Origin of the sequence: Pseudorhodobacter sp. W20_MBD10_FR17, from assembly GCF_052119765.1 — a bacterium.
Classification (GTDB): Bacteria; Pseudomonadota; Alphaproteobacteria; order Rhodobacterales; family Rhodobacteraceae; genus Pseudorhodobacter.
In genome coordinates, this window is the sequence record NZ_JBGQOQ010000004.1 from 96208 (window position 1) to 117044 (window position 20837).

Annotated in this window: 28 protein-coding genes; 15 read left to right on the top strand and 13 right to left on the bottom strand. The window is 58.9% G+C overall.

The genetic code is table 11. From position 1 onward, the window contains the following. Window position 1 precedes the first annotated feature (1 nt). The 3 genes from ACEN2J_RS04095 to ACEN2J_RS04105 are packed head-to-tail and all read right to left on the bottom strand — an operon-like array spanning window position 2 to window position 2960. The gene (locus ACEN2J_RS04095; protein WP_442103516.1) at window positions 2-1063 is read right to left on the bottom strand and encodes a Gfo/Idh/MocA family protein; all 1062 of its coding nucleotides are present in this window, start codon (window positions 1061-1063) and stop codon (window positions 2-4) included. 47 nt (window positions 1064-1110) lie between these two features. Beyond that, window positions 1111-2019 carry an adenosylcobinamide-phosphate synthase CbiB gene (cbiB, locus tag ACEN2J_RS04100; RefSeq protein ID WP_442103518.1) on the bottom strand — a complete coding sequence of 303 codons (909 nt, stop codon included), beginning with the start codon at window positions 2017-2019 and terminating at the stop codon, window positions 1111-1113. Next, window positions 2016-2960 (bottom strand): threonine-phosphate decarboxylase, encoded by a 945-nt coding sequence (locus tag ACEN2J_RS04105; protein ID WP_442103519.1) that lies wholly within the window; start codon window positions 2958-2960, stop codon window positions 2016-2018. Before ACEN2J_RS04105 ends, cbiB begins: the two co-directional genes overlap by 4 nt. A 155-nt stretch (window positions 2961-3115) precedes the next feature. On the opposite strand from ACEN2J_RS04105, the gene ACEN2J_RS04110 reads away from it, so the two are divergent. Next, window positions 3116-3466 carry a hypothetical protein gene (locus ACEN2J_RS04110; RefSeq protein WP_442103520.1) on the top strand — a complete coding sequence of 117 codons (351 nt, stop codon included), beginning with the start codon at window positions 3116-3118 and terminating at the stop codon, window positions 3464-3466. Between the two features lie 2 nt (window positions 3467-3468). On the opposite strand, the gene ACEN2J_RS04115 is transcribed toward ACEN2J_RS04110, so the two are convergent. From ACEN2J_RS04115 to def (ACEN2J_RS04145), 7 genes are read right to left on the bottom strand one after another with little or no spacing between them, the layout of a single operon-like run. Next, window positions 3469-3708, bottom strand: a complete 240-nt coding sequence (locus tag ACEN2J_RS04115; RefSeq protein ID WP_442103522.1) for a GlsB/YeaQ/YmgE family stress response membrane protein — start codon at window positions 3706-3708, stop codon at window positions 3469-3471. Between the two features lie 51 nt (window positions 3709-3759). Then, window positions 3760-4128: a hypothetical protein gene (locus ACEN2J_RS04120; protein WP_442103523.1), complete on the bottom strand. Its 369-nt coding sequence runs from the start codon at window positions 4126-4128 to the stop codon at window positions 3760-3762. A 35-nt stretch (window positions 4129-4163) separates the two neighbouring features. Next, entirely contained in the window at window positions 4164-4661 is a 498-nt protein-coding gene (locus ACEN2J_RS04125) for an EVE domain-containing protein (RefSeq protein WP_442103524.1), read from the bottom strand. Between the two features lie 49 nt (window positions 4662-4710). After that, complete coding sequence (fmt, locus tag ACEN2J_RS04130) at window positions 4711-5628, bottom strand: methionyl-tRNA formyltransferase (protein ID WP_442103525.1); 918 nt, start codon at window positions 5626-5628, stop codon at window positions 4711-4713. Window positions 5629-5652: 24 nt separating this feature from the next. Beyond that, on the bottom strand, window positions 5653-6150 hold the full coding sequence (gene def, locus ACEN2J_RS04135) for a peptide deformylase (RefSeq protein ID WP_442103527.1): 498 nt from the start codon (window positions 6148-6150) through the stop codon (window positions 5653-5655). Then, window positions 6147-6623: a peptide deformylase gene (def, locus tag ACEN2J_RS04140; protein ID WP_442103528.1), complete on the bottom strand. Its 477-nt coding sequence runs from the start codon at window positions 6621-6623 to the stop codon at window positions 6147-6149. Before def (ACEN2J_RS04140) ends, def (ACEN2J_RS04135) begins: the two co-directional genes overlap by 4 nt. Further along, window positions 6623-7144: a peptide deformylase gene (def, locus tag ACEN2J_RS04145; protein WP_442103529.1), complete on the bottom strand. Its 522-nt coding sequence runs from the start codon at window positions 7142-7144 to the stop codon at window positions 6623-6625. The genes def (ACEN2J_RS04140) and def (ACEN2J_RS04145) overlap by 1 nt, the downstream gene beginning before the upstream one ends. A 205-nt stretch (window positions 7145-7349) precedes the next feature. Between def (ACEN2J_RS04145) and ACEN2J_RS04150 the strand changes: the two genes are divergently transcribed. Beyond that, window positions 7350-8522: a MalY/PatB family protein gene (locus tag ACEN2J_RS04150; protein ID WP_442103530.1), complete on the top strand. Its 1173-nt coding sequence runs from the start codon at window positions 7350-7352 to the stop codon at window positions 8520-8522. Beyond that, window positions 8519-9055 (top strand): L,D-transpeptidase family protein, encoded by a 537-nt coding sequence (locus ACEN2J_RS04155; RefSeq protein ID WP_442103532.1) that lies wholly within the window; start codon window positions 8519-8521, stop codon window positions 9053-9055. The genes ACEN2J_RS04150 and ACEN2J_RS04155 overlap by 4 nt, the downstream gene beginning before the upstream one ends. Before the next feature lie 50 nt (window positions 9056-9105). On the opposite strand, the gene ACEN2J_RS04160 is transcribed toward ACEN2J_RS04155, so the two are convergent. Continuing rightward, window positions 9106-10083, bottom strand: a complete 978-nt coding sequence (locus ACEN2J_RS04160) for an MBL fold metallo-hydrolase (protein WP_442103534.1) — start codon at window positions 10081-10083, stop codon at window positions 9106-9108. 94 nt (window positions 10084-10177) lie between these two features. Here ACEN2J_RS04160 and aroA point away from each other — a divergent pair, with 94 nt between their 5' ends. The 12 genes from aroA to trpB all read left to right on the top strand — a co-directional run bounded on the left by aroA (window position 10178) and on the right by trpB (window position 19907). Further along, window positions 10178-11521 (top strand): 3-phosphoshikimate 1-carboxyvinyltransferase, encoded by a 1344-nt coding sequence (aroA, locus tag ACEN2J_RS04165; RefSeq protein ID WP_442103536.1) that lies wholly within the window; start codon window positions 10178-10180, stop codon window positions 11519-11521. A 3-nt stretch (window positions 11522-11524) separates the two neighbouring features. Beyond that, entirely contained in the window at window positions 11525-12631 is a 1107-nt protein-coding gene (locus ACEN2J_RS04170) for a cystathionine gamma-lyase (RefSeq protein ID WP_442103538.1), read from the top strand. 81 nt (window positions 12632-12712) lie between these two features. Next, complete coding sequence (locus tag ACEN2J_RS04175; RefSeq protein WP_442103539.1) at window positions 12713-13309, top strand: (d)CMP kinase; 597 nt, start codon at window positions 12713-12715, stop codon at window positions 13307-13309. A 62-nt stretch (window positions 13310-13371) separates the two neighbouring features. Continuing rightward, complete coding sequence (locus ACEN2J_RS04180; RefSeq protein ID WP_442103541.1) at window positions 13372-13893, top strand: glutathione peroxidase; 522 nt, start codon at window positions 13372-13374, stop codon at window positions 13891-13893. A 121-nt stretch (window positions 13894-14014) separates the two neighbouring features. Further along, window positions 14015-14647 (top strand): NAD(P)H-dependent oxidoreductase, encoded by a 633-nt coding sequence (locus tag ACEN2J_RS04185; protein ID WP_442103543.1) that lies wholly within the window; start codon window positions 14015-14017, stop codon window positions 14645-14647. Between the two features lie 214 nt (window positions 14648-14861). Beyond that, the gene (gene rpsA / locus ACEN2J_RS04190; RefSeq protein ID WP_442103544.1) at window positions 14862-16544 is read left to right on the top strand and encodes a 30S ribosomal protein S1; all 1683 of its coding nucleotides are present in this window, start codon (window positions 14862-14864) and stop codon (window positions 16542-16544) included. A gap of 187 nt (window positions 16545-16731) precedes the next feature. Then, a complete protein-coding gene (gene ihfB, locus ACEN2J_RS04195) occupies window positions 16732-17013 on the top strand; it encodes an integration host factor subunit beta (protein ID WP_442103546.1) in 282 nt (93 codons plus the stop codon). Between the two features lie 7 nt (window positions 17014-17020). Continuing rightward, window positions 17021-17383, top strand: a complete 363-nt coding sequence (locus tag ACEN2J_RS04200) for a lipopolysaccharide assembly protein LapA domain-containing protein (protein WP_442103548.1) — start codon at window positions 17021-17023, stop codon at window positions 17381-17383. A gap of 2 nt (window positions 17384-17385) precedes the next feature. Next, window positions 17386-18024, top strand: a complete 639-nt coding sequence (locus ACEN2J_RS04205) for a phosphoribosylanthranilate isomerase (protein WP_442103549.1) — start codon at window positions 17386-17388, stop codon at window positions 18022-18024. Continuing rightward, complete coding sequence (locus tag ACEN2J_RS04210) at window positions 18021-18470, top strand: GNAT family N-acetyltransferase (protein WP_442103550.1); 450 nt, start codon at window positions 18021-18023, stop codon at window positions 18468-18470. The genes ACEN2J_RS04205 and ACEN2J_RS04210 overlap by 4 nt, the downstream gene beginning before the upstream one ends. A 10-nt stretch (window positions 18471-18480) precedes the next feature. Next, window positions 18481-18672 (top strand): hypothetical protein, encoded by a 192-nt coding sequence (locus tag ACEN2J_RS04215; RefSeq protein WP_442103551.1) that lies wholly within the window; start codon window positions 18481-18483, stop codon window positions 18670-18672. A gap of 2 nt (window positions 18673-18674) precedes the next feature. Beyond that, entirely contained in the window at window positions 18675-19907 is a 1233-nt protein-coding gene (gene trpB, locus ACEN2J_RS04220) for a tryptophan synthase subunit beta (protein ID WP_442103552.1), read from the top strand. Window positions 19908-19963: 56 nt separating this feature from the next. Here trpB and ACEN2J_RS04225 read toward each other — a convergent pair whose 3' ends face one another. Together ACEN2J_RS04225 and ACEN2J_RS04230 are read right to left on the bottom strand one after the other, a co-directional pair. Continuing rightward, window positions 19964-20365 (bottom strand): group III truncated hemoglobin, encoded by a 402-nt coding sequence (locus tag ACEN2J_RS04225; protein ID WP_442103554.1) that lies wholly within the window; start codon window positions 20363-20365, stop codon window positions 19964-19966. Window positions 20366-20417: 52 nt separating this feature from the next. Next, window positions 20418-20792 (bottom strand): DUF2237 family protein, encoded by a 375-nt coding sequence (locus ACEN2J_RS04230; RefSeq protein WP_442103555.1) that lies wholly within the window; start codon window positions 20790-20792, stop codon window positions 20418-20420. Window positions 20793-20837 lie beyond the last annotated feature (45 nt).

Genomic DNA, 20837 nt, shown 5'->3' on the forward strand with positions numbered 1-20837 from the left:
GCTATCCTTGGGGCGGGCTAAGGGTGACAGGTTGGCCTGTGCGGGACGAGTCCTCGATAGCTGTGATCAGCTGATGCGCAGCGAGGGCTGCGTGGCCGGTGACCATTGGCGGGTGGCCTTGGCGCAAGGCATCGGCGAAGTCTTGGATGACGGCTTGGTGCCATTGGTGCTTGGCGATTGCGGGGCCTGTATCGGTGGCGGGGCCGCTGATTTGGGCGTCCGCGCAGGGGCGGCCATCGCGCCATATCAGGCGCAGGTCACTGGTGCCAACGCAGAGCGAGGCGTGTTCAAAATGCAGGGTGATGGTTTCGGGGCGTTGCGGAAAGGAGGCTGTGCTGGCAACCAGCGACCCCACCCCGCCATTGGCAAAAGTCAGGCCTGCAACGGCGAAATCTTCGGCCTCCATCTGGTGCAGCGGGGTGGTGGCGGTCATGGCGCGCACGCTAGTGACGGGGCCAGTTAGGCTGAGTGCGAGGTCGATGGTGTGGATTGCTTGGGTCAGCAGCACGCCGCCGCCATCGCGGGCATAGGTGCCGCGGCCAAGCTCATTATAGTAGGACTGATCGCGCCACAGCGGGGCTGCGATTTCCACATGGCCTAGCTTACCCAAACTGCCGCTGGCAATAAGGTGCGCCGCTGCAAGTGATGGCGCGCGCATGCGGTGTTGGAATAAGACCCCAAGCGTCACGCCGGCACGGTCGCAGATACCCGCCACTTGCTGTGCCTCATCCAAGGTGCGCGCGACCGGCTTTTCCAGCAGGATATGGGTGCCGGATTCCGCGAGGGCGGTTATCAGATCAATCCGCACGCTGGGCGGGGTGGCGACGATGGCCATCTGGATGGTCGGGTCGCCGGTGACCAGCGCCAGATCGGCAGTAAACAGCGGCGCGGGGCCTGCGTATTGGCTGGCGTAATGGGCGGCTCGCTCGGGGCGGTTTGAGACGACGGCACGCAGGCACAGCTGGGGTTGGAGCGCGGACAAGGCGGCAATATGGGTGGGCGCAATCATACCCGCGCCAATAAGGGCAACCCCGATTTGTGCGGTGTTCAGCGGTTTTGTCATAGTGCCTCCGTGTGTTACACATTGCAGATCAGAGATGCGGACGTCTGTCAAATACTCGCCAATACGGCCACCGCCAACAGCATCAACCCCCATGCCCGCCAAAGCGCGCTACAGGCGGCGTCGATGGTGTCGGGGGTGGGGGTGCGGCCCCCTTCGGGCCAGACCCAGGGGAAATCTTGCATTTTGCCATCATAGCTGCGCGGGCCGGAAAGCGAGGTGTTCAGCACCACGGCCATCGCCGCCTCGGGCCAACCTGCGTTGGGCGAGCGGTGCAGTGGGGCATCGCGCAAGATAGGCGCGGGGTCGAAATTCAAATGGCTGATCGCGATCAGCGCGGCGGTGATGCGGGAGGGCACCCAGTTCAGCAGGTCATCAAATCGCGCGGCAGCCCAGCCGAACTGTTCGTATTTCGGGGTGCGGTGGCCGATCATGCTATCGGCGGTGTTGGTGATTTTATAGAGCATCAGACCCGGCAAGCCGAGGATAAGAAACCAGAATGCGGGGGCGATCACGCCATCGGAAAGGTTCTCGGCAGCACTTTCAATTGCCGCGCGGGAAATGGCGGGGGCGTCAAGGTTTTTGGTGTCGCGACCCACGATCATCGCCACGGCGCGGCGGCCTGCGGGCAGTGATTGGCGCAGGGCATCAGCCACCGCGCGCACATGGTCAACCAGCGATTTTTGCGCCAGTAGCATGGCGGCGCAGATGATTTCCAGTAGGCCGAAATCGGGCACCACAGCGATCAGCGCGCCGAGCGTCCATGCGCATAAGCCAAGGATAACCATGGCCGCGACGCCCTTTTGGCGGCGGTTTTCCCCCTTGTTTAGCCACCTGTCGGCCAAGCCGACAGCGCGGCCCATCAGCACGGCGGGGTGGGGGTATTTATCCCACAGCCATTTCGGCTCGCCTAAGGCGGCATCCAGCAGCAGGGCCGGGAGGAGAAGCGCCGCGCTCATCGTTGGTCCATCGCGGTTTGCAGACGTGCCCAATGGTCGGGCGTGCCGGGCAGGCCGAGGCGCAGCCAGCGGCTGGAATACGGGAAAACGCGTGTCCAGATATGGGCGCGGGCAAGATGGGTTTGCAAAGCGGTGGCATCTGTCGTGTCATACAGTCGGAACAGCGAGGTGCCGCCAACCACAGGCAGGCCCATCAGGTCATCCAAGCGTTTGGCGTCATCACTCAGGCGGGCGCGGGAGGCTTTGGCCCAAGCATGATCGTGCAGCGCGCGGGTGCCGATTTCGAGTGCGGGGCCAGAGATGGCCCAAGGGCCGATGCTTTGCGCCAGTTTGGCGATCAAGACGGGGTCGCCAATGGCAAAGCCAAGGCGCAGGCCAGCGAGGCCCCAAAATTTACCGAAACTTTTAAGGATAATCGTGTTGGGGCGGGTGGCGTGCGCGATCAGCGTGGCGTCTGGGGTGACGTCACAAAAGCTTTCGTCAATGATCGTCAGGGGCGCAAACTCACTGGCCTGCCAAAGCCGCCCATCTGGATTGTTGGGATGTACAAGCACACGGGTTTGGGCTTGGGGTTCAAGTGTCCAGCCTTGGGCGGCAAAGGCGCGGGCGTGTTCGTTATAGGTCGGCGCAGGGATATGAACGGGGCCTGCGGGCGCGATGCTGGGCATGCGGGCGATCAACGCGCTGGCACCGGGTGCGGGCAGAATAGCGGCCGCTTGGGGCACGTTCCAAAAGCTGCGCGCGGCCTGTTCCAGCCGGGCGAACGCGCCTTCATCGGGAAGGGCGTTCCACAGATCGGGGCCAAGCGTGCCCAGCGGGTAAGGCCTGGGGTTGATGCCGGTTGAAAGATCAACCCAGCCCGCGCGGGTACCGCCAAACTGCGCCACGGCGGCATCAATACCGCCGCCATGATCTGCTTTTTGTTGGGGTGTGTTGGCCATGCTGTCCCTTTGGTTTTGCCAACCAGAAACCTGATTTTGCGACCGAGGGCAACGAGGCTTTTGTGTTACGCTTGGGCGCGATTGAAAATCTGTCACACTGTTGTCTTGATTTTAACTGATTTTGCCGCAGACTGATGGATGAGGAGGAGCGGATTATGTTGGAATTTTTGCCGGATGAGGTTCGTGACGGCTTAAAAGCCGCGAAAAAGCGTGAAGCCACGCGCAAATCCCGACTGCGGGTGCAGGTTGGGGGGGCTGTTTTTCCGATTCTGCGGATGTGGGAGGGGGGTATCGCGCTTGATGCCGACTTTGTGCCTAAGCTGCGCGGGTTGGTGGATGTCTATGACGGTGCCAAGCATGTTTTCCAAAGCCTGATTGTTGCGTCAACGGTCGAGAATGGTGAGCTGATTTGTGAATTCAAACGCTCAACGGCTGTTGCGGATAAGGCGGCGCTGGATTTTTGCCGGGATGAAAACGCGCCTGTCGGATATTTGGGCAGGCAGTAGAGCTATTTTGCTTTATACTGCTGCCAAAGCCAGAGCAGGAAAACGGCCCCCAAAACGGCACCAACAAACATCGCGGCGGCACCAGTCACCGCAACCAGGACGCGCAGGATAACCCAGCCGATAACCGAGCCTATGACCCCGATTGCGATAGTGGTTGGCACGTCGGCCTTTACCTGCATGAAGCGGGTTGCAAGAAAGCCAGCGGCGGCACCGATTATGACAATTAGCAAGATCATGGGCATGTGGCGGCTCCTATATGGTGGCGAGGCCAGTTTGGCCCCGCCAGTCGGAGATTAATAGCAGTAATTGCTGCCATAGGTGTTGGTCGAGCAAATTGGCATCCGGCGCGAGCCTTCGGCTTCGACATCGTCGATCATCCCCAACAGCGCTTCATCGCCGGTTGCGGCGGTGCGGGCTGCGGCAAAGGCGGCCTCTTTGCTGACGGTCTCGGCGGGCAGGGTGCCCATGTCATCGCCTAAACCGCTGCGCAGCTTGATGCCGGCCAAAATAAGCACGGCATCATTGCGGGCTGTGCCTGCGGCGATCAGCTTTTCGCTCATGACGATTTGATCCAGAACGGCGGTGCTTGGACCCGCGTCTTGTGCAAGAGAGGGGGCCGCGATGGCAGTAATAAGGGCGGCTGTCAGCAGAAAAGATTTCATCGTTTTACCTTTGGTTTGGTTTCAATATCCCAAACTTAGGGCGCTGGGATTGATGCGTCAATTGGCGCGGCGAAGCTGACGGGATTTGTCATGGCGGCGCGGATTGTCGCGAAATCCAATGGGGTAATTTGCACAAGGCCAAAGCGAAAGACATAGCTCCAGTTACGATTACCCTTGGTCAGGGTCAGGTGGTCGAGCAGCGGGCGAATGGGGGCAATCTGCGTGGGCTGCCAGTTAACGTCGCGGCGAAACGGGATAAAACCATTCCCCATATCGTGCTGATAGGGCGGGCGCTGTTCAGTAGTGCCAAGCGCGGTAAAGCTTTGCAGCCCGTCTTTGCCGCCCATGGTTTGCGCGGGCGAATAATAGATCACGCCATCGCCGCCGTTGATCCGCCGCAGCGGGCCGCCTTTGCCATGACAGACCTGCATGAACCCTTGTGCGCGGCCGGTGGCAACATGATCGGCCGAGGCGACACCGATCCAGAAGCTTTTGGGTTTAGGGGCGGGGTCGTCCAGCCAATTGGTTTGCATGCGGTCCTCCTTTGCCCTGAATATGGCGCAGGCATACTGACAGATCGTGTCAGGAGAGTTTTGCGGGCAAGGTGAAACCGCGCAGAATATCGGCGGCTTCGGCAGGGCGTTTGCCCTCGCGCTGGGCGAGGAGGATTTCGACGGCTCCTGAATTTGGGCCCGTGCCGCAGGCGATGGTAAAGCCGGTCAGAACTTGGCCCGCCGCACCGCTGCCTGTGGCCATGCGTGAGCGCAAGAGTTTGACACGTTCACCGTCGATGTCGCACCACGCACCGGGAAAGGGTGAGAGGCCGCGGATTTGGCGGTCAACCTGTTCCGCGGGTTGGGACCAGTCGATCCGCGCTTCGGATTTATCGATTTTGGCGGCATAGGTGACGCCTTCTTCAGGTTGCGGCTTCGGGGTAAGGGGGATCTGGGCTTCCATCTGCTCCAGAGCTTGCACAATCAGATCTGCGCCCATCGCAGACATGCGGTCATGCAGGTCTTGGGTCGTTTCTTGCGGGCCGATCTGGGTTTCAGACCGCAGTAAAACGGGGCCAGTATCAAGGCCTGCCTCCATCTGCATGATGCAAACGCCGGTTTCCGCATCACCCGCAAGGATAGCGCGGTGAATGGGGGCGGCGCCGCGCCAACGGGGCAGTAGCGAGGCGTGAATGTTCAGGCAACCATGCTGCGGGGCATCAAGGATATTTTGCGGCAAAATCAGTCCGTAGGCGACAACGACAGCGATATCGGCATTCAAGGCCGCAAATTCGGCGGCAGCCTGTTCGTTGCGCAGCGAGGTCGGGTGGCGGACGGGCAAGCCGAGGGCCTCGGCGCGGGTTTGTACGGGCGAAGGGCGGTCCTTTTTGCCGCGACCGGCGGGGCGGGGCGGTTGGGAGTAGACGGCCACAATCTCGTGGTGCTGCGCCAGCGCATCAAGCACGGGGACAGAGAAATCGGGGGTTCCCATGAAGATAACGCGCATTGGGGTTTTCCTTTTGGGTTCAGGTTAGTTGCGCAATTTTTGCGCCTTTTTGAGCAGCATAGCACGCTTGGTTTTGCTGAGATTGTCGAAATACATCTTGCCATTCAGGTGGTCGATTTGGTGTTGAACGCTGGTGGCCCAGAGGTGGACAAAATCGCGGTCTTCCATTTCGCCGTTGGCGTTCATGTAACGCACGGTCACTGCACGGGGGCGGGTGATGTTGGCGTGGACGCCGGGCAGGTTCGGGCTGGCCTCATCATGGTCGCGGGGTTGCGCCGAGGCGTGGAGGATTTCGGGATTGGCCATAAGGATTGCTTTGCCGCGCTCGTTTGAGCAATCAACCACGGCAAGGCGCAGCAACACGCCAATTTGTGGCGCGCCGAGGCCGTAGCCGGGCATTGCTTCCATCGTGTCGACCATATCTTGCCAGATCTCGCGGATCTCAGTGGTGATCTCGGTCACGGGGGCGGCGACGGTTTGCAGGCGTTTGTCGGGCCATGGGATGCAGCGGCGGACGGTCATTCTGAATCCTCGGGCTGGGGCAGGTTGGGGTAGTCGATGCACAAAATGCCATCGAGGTGGTCGCGTTCGTGTTGGGCGCAGGTGGCGGCAAAACCGTCAAAGAACCCTTCGCAATGGCGGCCGGCAAGGTCTTGCCATGCCATGCGCACCAGTGCAGGGCGGGAAATGCGGACGGGGTTGTTTGGGATCGACAGGCAGCCTTCATCATTGATGACGGTGCCTAAGGTATCTTTGATTTCGGGGTTGATACAGATCAGCGGGCTGGGGCGCCCCTCTTTCCAGCCCACATCCATCACGAAAATGCGCAGCATTGCGCCGACCTGTGGGCCTGCAAGGCCACGACCGGGGGCGGCATACATGGTTTCCAGCATGTCATCTGCCAGCTGTTTTAGCGTGGCGTCAAACAGTGTGACAGGCGCGCAGACCGCCCGAAGGCGATCATCGGGCAGCAGCAGGATTGGCAGCAGTGCCATCAGGCGTTCCGCGCCAATTCGCGTTTCAGCTTTTGCATTTTGCGGGTGATCATCTGGCGTTTCAGAGGCCCGAGGTAATCAATGAACAGCTTGCCGTTGAGGTGGTCAATTTCATGTTGGACGCAGGTGGCCCAGAGACCTTGGAATTCTTCTTCGACCGTCTTGCCATCAAGGCCGAGCCATTCAACCCGCACGATCGCCGGGCGTGTGACCTCGGCGTATTGGTCAGGAATGGAAAGGCATCCTTCGTCATAGACCGAGGTATCCTCGGACGACCACGTGACGGTGGGGTTGATCAGGACCATCGGGCGCGCGGATTTTTCGGGGTCTTTGACGCAATCCATCACCAAAAGACGGGTCATTGCGCCAACCTGTGGGGCCGCGAGGCCGATGCCGGGCGCGTCATACATGGTGGCGAGCATGTCCTCGGCCAGTTGGCCAACCTCGGTTGTGACCGCGTCCACGGGGGCGCAGTTTTTCTTGAGGCGTGGGTCGGGGTGGATCAGGATGGGGCGTATCATGGGCATTTATGTAAGGGATTGGGCGAGGTCGCGCAATCCTAAGCGCAGCCGATCCGAGTGGGATTTTTACGGCTTGCGATTTTCCTGCGAAAAATCTGAATTTTTGATGCAAATTCGGGGCTGAGAGATTGTGTGGGGCACATTGCAAGGCTGGAAGGGGCGGTGCGGCTTGGTTAGTGTGGACGAAACAGTGCAGGGAATGGCTATGAATTTTGATGAAGAGATCAACCGCGTCGGTACCCATTCGGTGAAATGGGACGCGATGGAAAAGCTGTATGGCGTATCGCCCGACGAAGGGATTTCGATGTGGGTTGCCGATATGGATTTTCGACCGCCGGCCTGTGTGCAAAGGGCGTTGGACGATATGACGGCGCATGGCATCTACGGCTATTTCGGCGATGATTCGGCCTATTTGGGTGCTATCCAGTGGTGGATGAAGAACCGCCACGGCTGGGATGTTGATGCGGGCGCGATTTTCACCACGCATGGATTGGTGAATGGTACGGGGCTCTGCGTGCAGGCGTTTACCGCGCCGGGCGATGGTGTGGTGCTGATGACGCCAGTCTATCATGCCTTTGCGCGGGTGATTGCGGCGGCAGGGCGTCGCGTTGTGGAATGCCAGTTGCCCGTGGTCGGTGGTCGCCATGTGATGGATTTTGACGCTTGGGATGCCCAGATGACGGGAACCGAGCGGATGTTGATCTTGTGCTCGCCGCATAACCCGGGCGGGCAGGTGTGGTCGGTTGAAGAGTTGCGCGGTGTGGCGGAATTTGCCAAGCGGCATGACTTGATAGTGGTGTCGGATGAGATCCACCATGATTTGGTTTATCCGGGTGGCAAGCACACCGTGATGCCGCTGGCCGCGCCCGAGATTGCCGACCGATTGGTGATGATGACCGCGACGACCAAAACTTTTAATATCGCGGGCAGTCATATTGGCAATGTGATCATCCCTGATACCGCGCTGCGTGCCAAGTTTGCGGCGGTGATGAACGGGCTGGGGATTTCGCCGAACTCGTTCGGTTTGTTCATGGCGACCGCGGCGTACTCGCCCGAAGGGGCGGAATGGCTGGACGCGCTGATGGCGTATTTGGCCGAGAATAAGCGGATTTTCGACGAAGGTATCGTCGCGATTCCGGGGTTGAAGTCGATGCCGTTGGAGGCGACCTATTTGGCGTGGGTGGATTTTTCGGGCACAGGGATGAGCCGCGATGAATTTACCGCGCGTGTGGAAAAGGGCGCAAAGATTGCGGCGAATCACGGGCCGAGCTTTGGTAAAGGCGGTGAAAACTGGATGCGGTTTAACATCGCCACGCCGCGCGCGCGGGTGGTCGAGGCAGTCGCACGGTTGAAGGCGGCGTTTTCCGATCTGCAATGAGGCGGCTGGCAGGGGCCTTTTCGGCGCTGGTGCTGATGGTGGTTTGCGCTGCCGTGGCCTTGGTGATCGTGATGCGGCCCCCGCCCGTTGTTACGGTGTTGCCGCCTTTGACGGGTGCGATCGACCGGATCGTCGTGCAAAAATCCGCGCGGCGGATGATGCTGTTTCAAGACAGTTCTGTTGTGCGCGAATACCGCATCGCGCTTGGCTTTGCGCCTTTGGGAGCTAAAGATCGGCAGGGTGATGGGCGCACGCCAGAAGGGCTTTTCAAGATTGATCGGCGCAATGCGGAAAGCGCCTATCATCTGTCTTTGGGCATCAACTACCCGCGCGCGCAAGATCTGGCGCGCGCGGCCAAGGGCGGCTATTCGCCGGGCGGTGATATTTTCTTTCACGGGCAGCCGAATGCTTGGCCCGATGGGGCCGTTGTGGCCGGCGATTGGACGGCGGGGTGCATGGCGCTAACCGATGCCGAGATGCGCGAGATTTGGGATTTTGTGCCGATTGGGACGGCGGTCGAAATTTTGCCGTGACGGTGTTTGTGGCGGGTTTTTAGGTATTTAGGCCAAGATGAAACCCGAGGTCAGGCTGGGATAGCCCATGCTGTGCCGGGGGGCAGGGCGCGGAACTGGCTTTCGGGGATGTTGTGGGTTTTGAGGGCGGTTTTCAGGGCGTCGAGCGGGGCTTGGTGGGCCTCATCCGTCAGTTGGAACGTACCCCAATGGTGACCGATGGCGTGTTTGGCGCCGGAGAGCAGAAAACCACGGGCGGCCTCGTCGGGATTTTGGTGCTGGTCACGCATGAACCAGCGCGGCTCATACGCGCCGATGGGCAGAATCGCGGCGCGCAACGGCCCATGTTGGGCGGCGAGGTTGGCGTAGGGGCGGCCATTGTCAAAGCCGGTATCGCCGATATGCAGGATTTTGCCGCTAGGGCCTTGGATCACAAAAGCCGACCACAGCGCCATAGAGCGATCGCGCATACCGCGCGCCGACCAGTGATGGCAGGGCTCAAAGTGAATCGTCAGCGGGCCGTGCTGGCTGGTTTGGCCCCAATCACGTGTGGTGATTTTGGCCTGCGGGATTGCGGCGTGGATGATCGCGTCATTGCCCAAAGGTGTGATGATTTCCGGCGCATGGCTTTGGTGCAGCCTGTGCAGGGTAGCGATGTCGAGGTGGTCATAGTGGTTATGGCTGAGCAAGACCGCGTCAATTTTGGGCAGGTCGTCGAAGGCGATGCCGGGTTGGGCTACACGCTTTGGGCCAGCAAAGGCCAGCGGGCTGGCGCGGGTGGACCAGACCGGATCGGTCAGGATGTTGATGCCCGCGGTTTGAATTAACATCGTTGCGTGGCCGACCATTGTGATGGTCATATCGGCCACGTGGGCGGCGGGTTTGACGGCATCGGTTGCCACAGACTTTGGCCAAGCTTTACACTGGCCGTTGAATTGCCATTTCAGCAGGTCACGCAGGCCGCGCGGTGCAGCCCCTTGCGGGTTGAAAAAGCGGGTGCCATCAAAATGGTCGCTGACGGGGCCGGAATGATACTGATTTTTTGCCATGTGACATAGCTAGTGCTGATGCTGGGCGATGCAAGCGTTATGGACGCCCCCGATTGCTTGGGTTATCAAACGGCTAAGTTTGCAGGAGAGTGATATGTCTGGCCACGGCGCAGCCCAAGTGATGACCGCAACCAAATCGGGGGCCTTGAGTGGCCGTGCCGAGGTTCCGGGGGATAAATCGATCAGCCACCGTGCGCTGATATTTGGCGCGATGGCGGTGGGGGAAACCAAGATCACCGGCCTGTTAGAGGGCCAAGACGTGCTGGATACGGCAGCGGCGATGCGGGCCTTTGGTGCCGAAGTGGTTCAGCATGGCCCAGGTGCCTGGTCGGTGCATGGCGTGGGCGTGGGTGGGTTTCGGGAACCTGAAAACGTGATTGATTGCGGGAATTCGGGCACGGGCGTGCGGCTGATTATGGGCTGCATGGCGACGACTGCGATGACGGCAACCTTTACCGGCGACGCGTCTTTGCGCAAGCGGCCGATGGGGCGGGTGACGGACCCGTTGGCGCTGTTTGGCACCCAAGCTTATGGCCGCAAAGGCGGGCGTTTGCCTATGGCTGTGGTGGGAGCAGTGAACCCTGTGCCGGTACGCTATACTTTGCCTGTGGCGTCAGCGCAGGTGAAATCAGCCGTGCTGTTGGCGGGGTTGAATGTGCCGGGCCAGACAGTGGTGGTAGAGCCGGAGGCGACGCGCGACCATACCGAGCGGATGCTTGTGGGCTTTGGCGCCCAGTTGACGGTGGAAAAGACGGCAGAGGGCAATGTGATTACCCTGACCGGCCAGCCCGAGTTGCGGCCACAAGTGGTTGCTGTGCCGCGTGATCCATCCTCGGCGGCGTTTCCGGTTTGTGCGGCGTTGATCGTCGAGGGGTCGGATATTTTCGTGCCCGGCGTTTCCCAAAACCTGACGCGCAACGGGATTTACATCACCTTGGTGGAAATGGGCGCGGATATCACGTTCGAGAATCCGCGTGAGGAAGGCGGCGAGCCTGTAGCCGATCTGCGGGTGAAGTTTTCTGCCTTGAAAGGCATCGAAGTGCCACCTGAGCGTGCGCCGTCGATGATTGATGAATACCCCGTTTTGGCGGTTGTGGCGGCGAATGCCACCGGCAAAACTGTGATGCGGGGTATCAAAGAGCTGCGGGTCAAGGAATCTGACCGGATTGATGCGATGGCGCGTGGGCTTGAGGCTTGCGGCGTGACGGTGGAAGAAGACGAAGATACCCTGATCGTGCACGGGATGGGGGCGGGTGGTGTGCCAGGTGGGGCGACCTGTGCGACCCATATCGACCACCGCATTGCGATGTCGTTTATGGTGGCAGGGATGGCCAGCAAAGCACCGATCACGATTGATGATGCCAGCCCGATTGCCACGTCTTTCCCATTGTTTGAAGGGTTGATGACAGGGCTTGGGGCGGTTTTGACCAAGGGGTGACTTGTGGATAATCAGGGTAAGGCGCAGTTCGCCAAGTTGTTACACCATCGCGCGGGGCTGCTGGCCAAGGGCGAAGCCGTGGCCCCGCCGATTGTGTCGGCCACGACCTATCATTTGCCCGAGGTTGAAGGCGCGAGCCATGTTTATGGCCGCATGTCGATGCCCACATGGGACGCGGTAGAGGCGCAGCTGGGAATACTGGAAGACGCGCCCTGTGTGGCCTTTCCGTCTGGGATGGCGGCGATCTCGGCAGCGTTGATGGCCATGCTGACAGACCGCAAAAAGCTGATTATTCCGTCGGATGGGTACTATGTGACGCGGGTGTTTTCATCCGAATATCTGGCGGCTTACGGCGTTGAGGTGATCGAGGTTGCGACCGCCGATATGGAAACGGTTGACGTGTCGGGCGGGGCGGTGGTGTTTTTGGAAACGCCGTCGAACCCGGGCCTTGAGTGCTGCGATATTGCGCTGATTGCGGGGCGGGTGAGGGCGGCTGGTGGTTTGTTGATTGTGGATAACACCACGATGACGCCTTTGCTGCAACGCCCGTTGGACCTTGGCGCCGATATGGTGGTGGCCGCCGATACCAAGGCGCCTGGCGGGCATTCGGATATTCTGTTTGGCCATGTCGCTACGCGCGATGCGGAACTGGAGGTGCGGGTGCGCCAATGGCGCAAGCTGTCGGGGGCTGTGCCCGGTGCGTTCGAGGCGTGGTTGCTGCATCGCGGGATTGAGACGCTGGAAGTGCGGTTAGAGCGGATGTGTGCATCGGCACAGGTGATTGCCGAGCGCTTGGCCGCGCATCCGCGTGTGACAAATCTGCGGTTTCCGGGGCTGCCGAGTGACCCATCCTATGCGATTGCTTGCCGTCAAATGGCGGGGTTTGGCTTTCTGATCGGGTTTGAACTGGCGAGTGCCGAGGCGGCTGAGGCGTTTCTGACGGCCTGTCCGTTCATCACCCAGACGACGAGTTTTGGCGGCACCCATACAGCGGGTGAGCGGCGGGCGCGATGGGGTGACCCTGTGGCCGAAGGGTTTATCCGGCTGTCGGTTGGGGTGGAGCCGGTGGAGCCGTTGTGGCAAGCGATTGAGGCGGCATTGGGTGTTTAAGGCAGGGGCCTGCGGCGCAGGTATTTTTGACCAAGATGAAATTGGGCGGCGGTTTTCCTACGGCCAAAGTGAGGGCCAAACATGAAGTTTACCGTAGCGATTGATGGCCCAGCAGCGGCCGGCAAAGGCACGATCAGTCGGGCTGTGGCGGCACGGTTCGGGTTTGAGCATTTGGACACAGGGCTGCTGTATCGTGCGGTCGGGATGAAGGGCGGCGATCCTGTTTTGGCGGCGCAGGGGCTGACCTCGGCAGATTTGTCACGTGATGATTTGCGCAGTTTGGAGGCCGGACAAGCGGCGAGCCAAGTGGCGGTTTTGCCTGATGTGCGTGCAGCGCTGACCGAATTTCAGCGCAGTTTTGCGCGGCGCAAGGGCGGGGCTGTGCTGGACGGGCGCGATATCGGCACGGTGATATGTCCGCAGGCCGAGGTAAAGCTGTTTGTGACCGCCAGCGCCGAAATTCGGGCGCGCAGGCGGTGGCTGGAGCTGGGGGGCGAGGCGGCTGAAGAGGCCTTTGAGGTGGTCCTTGCGCAGGTACGCGAGCGCGACGACCGCGATATGAACCGTGCCGATGCGCCGATGCGGCCTGCTGCGGATGCGGTTATGGTGGATACGTCCGATATGTCGATTGAGGACGCTGTGGCCTTTGCCGTGGCGACGGTTTCGGCGCGGCTGTAAACTATTTTGAAACCAATGTGGTGTTGTCTGCGTATATCCCTTTGTAACCAGAGGAGTATGGTATGAAAGCCTTGGCCAGTTTTGCTGTGAATGTTTTGTTTGCGTCTGCCGTGGCCGCGATGCCGCCTGCTGCGCCGTTTGCCTCGATTGATGGCGGGACGGTGTCGCTGGCTGATTTTGCCGGCAAGCCGGTTTTGCTGGTCAATACCGCGTCGATGTGCGGCTATACTCCGCAATATGAGGGGTTGCAGGCGCTTTATGACACCTACCGCGACCAAGGATTGGTGGTTTTGGCTGTGCCTTCGGATGATTTTCAGCAAGAGCTTTCCTCGGCTGCCGAGGTGAAGGAATTTTGCGCAATCAACTATAACATCACCTTGCCGATGACCGATATCACGCATGTAAAGGGGCCGCAGGCCCATCCGGTTTATGCTTGGCTGCGCGATGAGGCGGGGTTTGTGCCGGGATGGAATTTCAATAAAGTTTTGATTGGCCGTGATGGTGCGATCTTGGGCACTTGGCCATCGGGGCCAAAACCGATGTCGTCGCAGATTGTCGGCGCGGTTGAGGCGGCATTGAAGTAACGCCGACTTGCGCGATTTTTGCACAGGGCCCATGCGTTTTGGTGCATTGGCGCGGGGCGGGGGCAGGCCTATCTGTTAGGGGTAACACGGCCAAGTCTTTGGCGAAAACAGGAATACAGATATGTTGAACGAGAAACTGAATTGGCGCTATGCAACGAAAAAGATGGACCCGTCGAAAAAGGTTCCGCAGGATAAAATTGACCGGATTCTAGAGGCTGTGCGCCTTGCGCCGACATCCAGTGGCTTGCAGCCGTTCGAAGTGATCGTGGTAACAAACCCCGAGGTGCGCGCGAAGCTGCAAGAGGCGGGTTTCGGCCAAAGCCAGATCACCGAAGGCACAGCTTTGCTGGTTTTCGCGGCTTGGGATAATTATACCGAAGCGCGAATCGACGGCGTGTTGGAGTTGACCGAAGCCGTGCGCGGCATGAAGTCGGACACGCTGACGGGTTATTTTGACCGGCTCAAAGGCATGTATTTGCCGCGCGACGAGAAGACCAATTTCGAACATGCTGCACGTCAGGCCTATATTGGGCTTGGCCTTGCACTGACCGCGGCAGCCTTTGAAGAAGTCGACGCAACCCCGATGGAAGGGTTTGACCCTGAAAAGTTCGACGAAATTTTGGGCCTGCGCAAACGCGGCTTGAAAACGGTGGCGATTTTGCCGTTGGGCTACCGCGCTGAAGAAGGTGATTGGCTGAAGGGTGCGAAAAAAGTGCGTCGCCCAATGGATAAGTTCGTAACGCTGGTTAAGTAAGCGCATCACAGTATTTAAAGGGGGGCAGGGGAAACCGCTGCCCCCTTTTGCTTGCCAGCAAGGGCTATTCGGGCTATAGCCCGCGCAGCCCTAAGGGGGATTCTATCGCGTGCCGCATTTCGGCGCGCGTTTGGTTTTCTGAAAAGGCCCCATCCCAAGACCGGCGGAGACAACCGCAAGGCCAGTGAAAACGAAAAAAAGGAAACTGATTTTAATGGCTACTATGAACTCTATGGAAGAATTCGAAGCACTCTTGGCTGAGAGCTTGGAAATTGACACCCCTCAAGAAGGGTCTGTTGTCAAAGGTAAGGTTATCGCAATCGAAGCGGGCCAAGCCATCATCGACGTCGGCTACAAAATGGAAGGCCGCGTTGATCTTAAAGAATTTGCAGACATTGGCGGCGTTGCCGAAATCAATGTTGGCGACGAAGTTGAAGTGTTCCTCGACCGCGTAGAAAACTCGCGCGGCGAAGCACAGATTTCGCGCGATAAAGCGAAACGCGAAGAAGCTTGGGACCGTCTGGAGCGTGCATACGCCGACGAGACCCGCGTTGATGGCGCGATCTTTGGCCGCGTTAAAGGCGGCTTTACGGTTGATCTGGGCGGCGCTGTTGCGTTCCTTCCAGGTTCCCAAGTTGACGTGCGCCCTGTGCGTGACGCTGGCCCGTTGATGGGTATGAAGCAGCCGTTCCAGATTTTGAAAATGGACCGTCGTCGTGGCAACATCGTTGTTTCCCGTCGCGCAATCCTTGAAGAATCGCGTGCGGAACAGCGTGCCGAAGTTATCGGCAACCTGACCGAAGGCCAAACTGTTGACGGCGTTGTGAAGAACATCACCGAATACGGCGCGTTCGTTGATCTGGGCGGCGTTGACGGCTTGCTGCACGTCACAGACATGGCATGGCGCCGTGTGAACCATCCATCCGAAATTTTGACAATCGGCGAAACCGTTAAGGTTCAGGTTATCAAGATCAATAAAGAAACACACCGCATCAGCCTTGGCATGAAGCAGTTGCAGTCGGATCCATGGGATGCGGTTGAAACGCAGTATGCTCTTGGCACCGTGCACAAAGGCCGTGTTACTAACATCACCGATTATGGCGCATTTGTTGAGCTGGAAGCCGGTGTTGAAGGTCTGGTTCACGTGTCTGAAATGTCTTGGACCAAGAAAAACGTACACCCCGGCAAGATCGTTTCGACCAGCCAGGAAGTTGACGTTATGGTTCTGGAAATCGACAGCGCCAAGCGCCGCGTTTCCCTTGGCCTTAAGCAGACCCAGCGTAACCCATGGGAAGTGTTTGCAGAAACGCACCCCGTTGGCACGAACATCGAAGGCGAAGTTAAGAACATCACCGAATTCGGTCTGTTCGTTGGCCTTGATAACGACATCGACGGCATGGTTCACCTGTCCGACCTGTCTTGGGACCAGCGCGGCGAAGACGCGATTGCCAACTACCGCAAAGGCGACACGGTTCAGGCCGCTGTTACCGAAGTTGACGTTGAAAAAGAGCGTATTTCGTTGTCGGTTAAAGCCCTTGGCGAAGACACCTTCACCGATGCGGTTGACGGCGTAAAGCGTGGCTCGATCATCACGGTTGAAGTGACCGCGATTGAAGAGGGCGGCGTTGAGTGCGATTACAACGGTATGAAGTCCTTCATCCGTCGTTCGGACCTGTCGCGTGACCGTGCTGACCAACGCCCTGAGCGTTTCAGCGTTGGCGACAAGATCGACGTGCGCGTGACCAACATCGACTCCAAGACCCGCCGCATGGGTCTGTCGATCAAGGCACGTGAGATCGCAGAAGAGAAAGATGCCGTAGAACAGTATGGTTCGTCCGATTCGGGCGCGTCCTTGGGCGACATTCTTGGCGCGGCGCTGAAAGGCGACAAGAACTGATCTAATCCAGATCAGTTGCCTAAATAGTGATTTGGGGGCCCCGCCGCATGGTGGGGCCCCTATTTATGTGCATGATTGTACGGTGTTGTTTGGTTTTCTTGTTTGTGTGGGAATGATTTATCCCTATAGTTAAGAAACAAAAATTTGCGGCACAAAGATCGCTTTTGCACACCGGGGGGTATAACGGATGATCCGTTCTGAACTGATCCAAAAGATTGCAGATGAAAATCCGCACCTGACACAGCGCCATGTTGAGCGTATTGTGAATACAGTGTTTGAAGAAATTATTGAGTCCTTGTCGCGTGGTGACCGGGTTGAACTGCGCGGATTTGGCGCGTTCTCGGTCAAGTCGCGTGATGCGAGAACAGGGCGCAACCCGCGCACGGGCGAATCGGTTCAGGTTGAAGATAAGAAGGTTCCCTTCTTTAAAACCGGCAAGCTGTTGCGCGATCGACTAAACGGAAGGTGAACCTACGATGATCCGGTATACGCGGTATTTGCTGCTCGCTGCTTTGGCGGTTGTTTTGATTACGGTGGCGATTGCCAACCGTGCGCCAGTGACGCTGAATGCTTTGCCGCCGGATATGGCGGCCTTTGCCAGCCTGAACTATTCGCTACAGGTCCCGCTGTATTTGGTGATCTTTGGTGGCATCGTCGCCGGTCTGATGATTGGTTTTGTGTGGGAATGGTTCCGTGAGCACCGTATCCGCGCGACATCCAGCAGTCGCGCCCGTGAAATCACGCGGCTGGAGCGTGAGTTGGAGACCCTGCGCCGTAGCAATCCTGAGCCAAAAGATGATGTGCTTGCCTTGCTGGAGCGCCCCGCCAAAGCGGGTTAAATATGTCGGACATTCGGGTAAAAATCTGCGGCATGCGCAGTATCGCTGACGTGGATGCGGTGGTGTCCGCGGGCGCCGCCTATGCAGGTTTTAACTTTTTCCCCAAATCGCCACGGTTTCTTGCGCCTTTGCAGGCACGCGATGTGGCGTTGGCGGCCCCCCCGGGGTTGGCCAAAGTGGCCCTGACCGTGGATGCCGATGATGCTTGGCTGGATGAGATTGTCGAAGCCGTCCCGCTGGATATGTTGCAGTTGCACGGGCACGAAACCCCCGCGCGTGTGGCCGAGTTGCGGGCGCGCTATGGGCTGCCGGTGATGAAGGTTTTGGGCGTGGCGGATGAGGGCGATTTGGCCAGTTTGGTTGAATACTCCTTGGTTGCCGATCAGTTGATGATCGATGCCAAGCCGCCCAAAGGTGCCAAGCTGCCCGGCGGTAACGGGATTACCTTTGACTGGCGGTTGCTGGTGGGGCGCAAGTGGCTAAAGCCGTGGATGCTCGCCGGTGGCTTGACGCCGCAAAACGTGGCCGAGGCGATACGCCTAACCGGGGCACGGCAGGTTGATGTGGCCTCGGGCGTGGAATCCGCGCCGGGGGTTAAGGATGCCAAATTGATTTCTGATTTTGTAAAGGCTGCTCAATGATCCGTTGGCGCGAAGCGAAACGCGAAGATGTGCCCGCGATAGTGGCATTGTTGACCGAGGATTCGCTGGGGGCAGCTCGCGAAAGCGAAGACATGCCTGCCTATTTGGCGGCCTTTGACGCGATGAGCTATGAATATGGCAACAGCCTGATCGTGGGCGACGCTGATGGCCGCGTGGTCGCGACCTATCAGTTGACGTTTATCACCGGCCTGTCCTTGCGGGCCACGCGCCGTGCACAGATCGAATCAGTGCGGGTTTCTGCCAAGCTACGCTCTGAAGGCGTGGGCGAGGCGATGATGCGTGACGCCGAAATGCGCGCGCTACACGAAGGCTGCACCTTGCTGCAACTGACCGCCGATAACAGCCGCGAAGATGCGCACCGGTTTTACGAACGCGCAGGCTTTACCCCCTCGCATATCGGGTTTAAACGCAAGTTGAACCCGTAGGAGGCGTGAAATGTCGCGGATTATCGGCCTTGCCATGCGGCTCTGCGGCCTTGTTTTGGCGGGCGGCGCGTCTGGGCTGATCGGCTTTGGCATGGGTGGCCCGTTCGGGGCCGCTTTGCTGTTTGCCATTGGCGGATTTATCGGATTTTTCATGGCGCCCATGGTGTGGCGCCGGTTTTCAAAGACAACTAGGGGGCAATGACCATGGCCGAAGATAAACTCAACAGCTACATGACCGGCCCTGATGAGCAGGGGCGTTTCGGCATTTTCGGCGGGCGCTTTGTGTCGGAAACGCTGATGCCGCTGATCTTGGAACTGGAAGAGCGGTACGAATTTGCCAAGACCGACCCGACCTTTTGGGCCGAGATGGATGATTTGTGGAAGCATTACGTGGGCCGCCCCTCGCCTTTGTACTATGCCGACCGCCTGACCAAACACTTGGGCGGTGCCAAGATTTACATGAAGCGCGATGAGCTGAACCACACCGGCGCGCATAAGATTAACAACGTGTTGGGCCAGATTATCCTTGCCCGCCGCATGGGCAAAACCCGGATTATCGCCGAAACGGGCGCGGGCCAGCACGGTGTTGCGACCGCCACAGTATGTGCGAAATTCGGTTTAAAATGCGTGGTTTACATGGGCGCGCATGATGTTGAACGTCAGGCGCCAAACGTGTTTCGGATGCGCCTTTTGGGGGCCGAGGTTGTGCCTGTGACCAGTGGTCGTGGCACGCTGAAAGACGCGATGAACGATGCGCTGCGCGACTGGGTTACCAACGTGCGCGATACATTCTATTGCATCGGCACGGTGGCAGGCCCCGCGCCTTACCCCGCAATGGTACGCGATTTCCAAAGCATCATCGGCAAAGAAGTGCGCTGGCAGCTGCCCGAGCAAGAAGGAGAGGGCCGCTTGCCCGATACCCTGATTGCGGCGATTGGTGGCGGCTCAAACGCGATGGGGCTGTTTTTCCCGTTTCTTGACGATCCGTCGGTGAATATCATCGGGGTTGAGGCTGGCGGCAAAGGTGTGGACGACCGGATGGAGCATTGCGCCAGTCTGACCGGCGGCCGCCCTGGCGTGCTGCACGGCAACCGTACCTATCTGCTGCAAGATGACGACGGCCAGATTTTGGAAGGGTTTTCCATCTCGGCGGGCCTCGATTATCCGGGTATCGGCCCTGAACATTCGTGGCTACATGACACGGGCCGCGCGCAATATGTGTCGATCACCGACAAAGAGGCGCTGGAAGCGTTCCAGCTGTCTTGTGCTTTGGAAGGCATCATTCCTGCGTTAGAGCCTAGCCATGCGCTGGCCCATGTGATGAAGATTGCGCCAACCTTGCCTGCCGACCATATCATCGTGATGAACATGTGTGGCCGCGGCGATAAGGATATCTTTACCGTGGCCAAACACCTTGGCTTTGACATGAAGATCTGAGCGGAATGGATGTGAATTGACGCCGCCCAATGCAATTTGGGCGGCGTTTTTATGGGCTATCGTAGGTTTGGAATTTCGCCGGGCCGAGTGATGTTTTCGACCACGCCCATCCGCAGCCCGCGCCCGATGCGATGCGCAAGGGCCGACCATTGCGATGCGGTTTCAGGCGGTAAACGCTGGATCAGCACGGCGTCAAACATCGCTAGCCAATCGTCAAACATGCCGGGGCGGACGTTGCCCGCTGCTTTATGCACAGCCATCGGGTTTCCGTCATAGCTGCGTTCAAACAAAATCGCATTGCGCCAAAAACGGCCAATTTTTTCTTCATGCGCGGGCCAGTCGGTGACATGGCTGGCGAAAACGGGGCCAAGCTTCGGGTGCTTGCGGACGGCCGCGTAAAAGCCTGCGACGACATCGTCGATTTCGGCGGGGGTAATGGGGAAGCGTGCAAGGGTCATGCGCTATCGCTACGCTTGGCAGCGTGGCGCTGCAAGTGCCACGCTGTCGCAGCTATGTCGCGTGGCGTTGCAGCAGATCCAACGGAACAATATCGAGCGTGCGAATATGTGTGGCGACAAGGTTGACCTGCGGTGCCGCATCTTCCTCGGATGCCTGCAAAAAGCGGCTGGCACACAGGCACCAGCGGTCGCCCGGTTTTAGGCCAGCAAAGCCGAACTCGGGGCGGGGGGTGGATAGATCATTGCCTAAGTATTTGGAAAACGCCAGAAATTCGGCAGTCATAATCGCGCAGACGGTATGTGCGCCGTGGTCTTCGGGGCCGGTATCGCAGCAGCCGTTGCGGAAAAAACCAGTCAGCGGGGCGGTAGAGCACCCTTCGAGTGCGCCGCCCAGAACATTGATCGAGTCTGCCTTTTTCGGTGCCATTTGATCCCTTTCAGTTATTGGCAATGTGACGTCATTTTGCGAAAC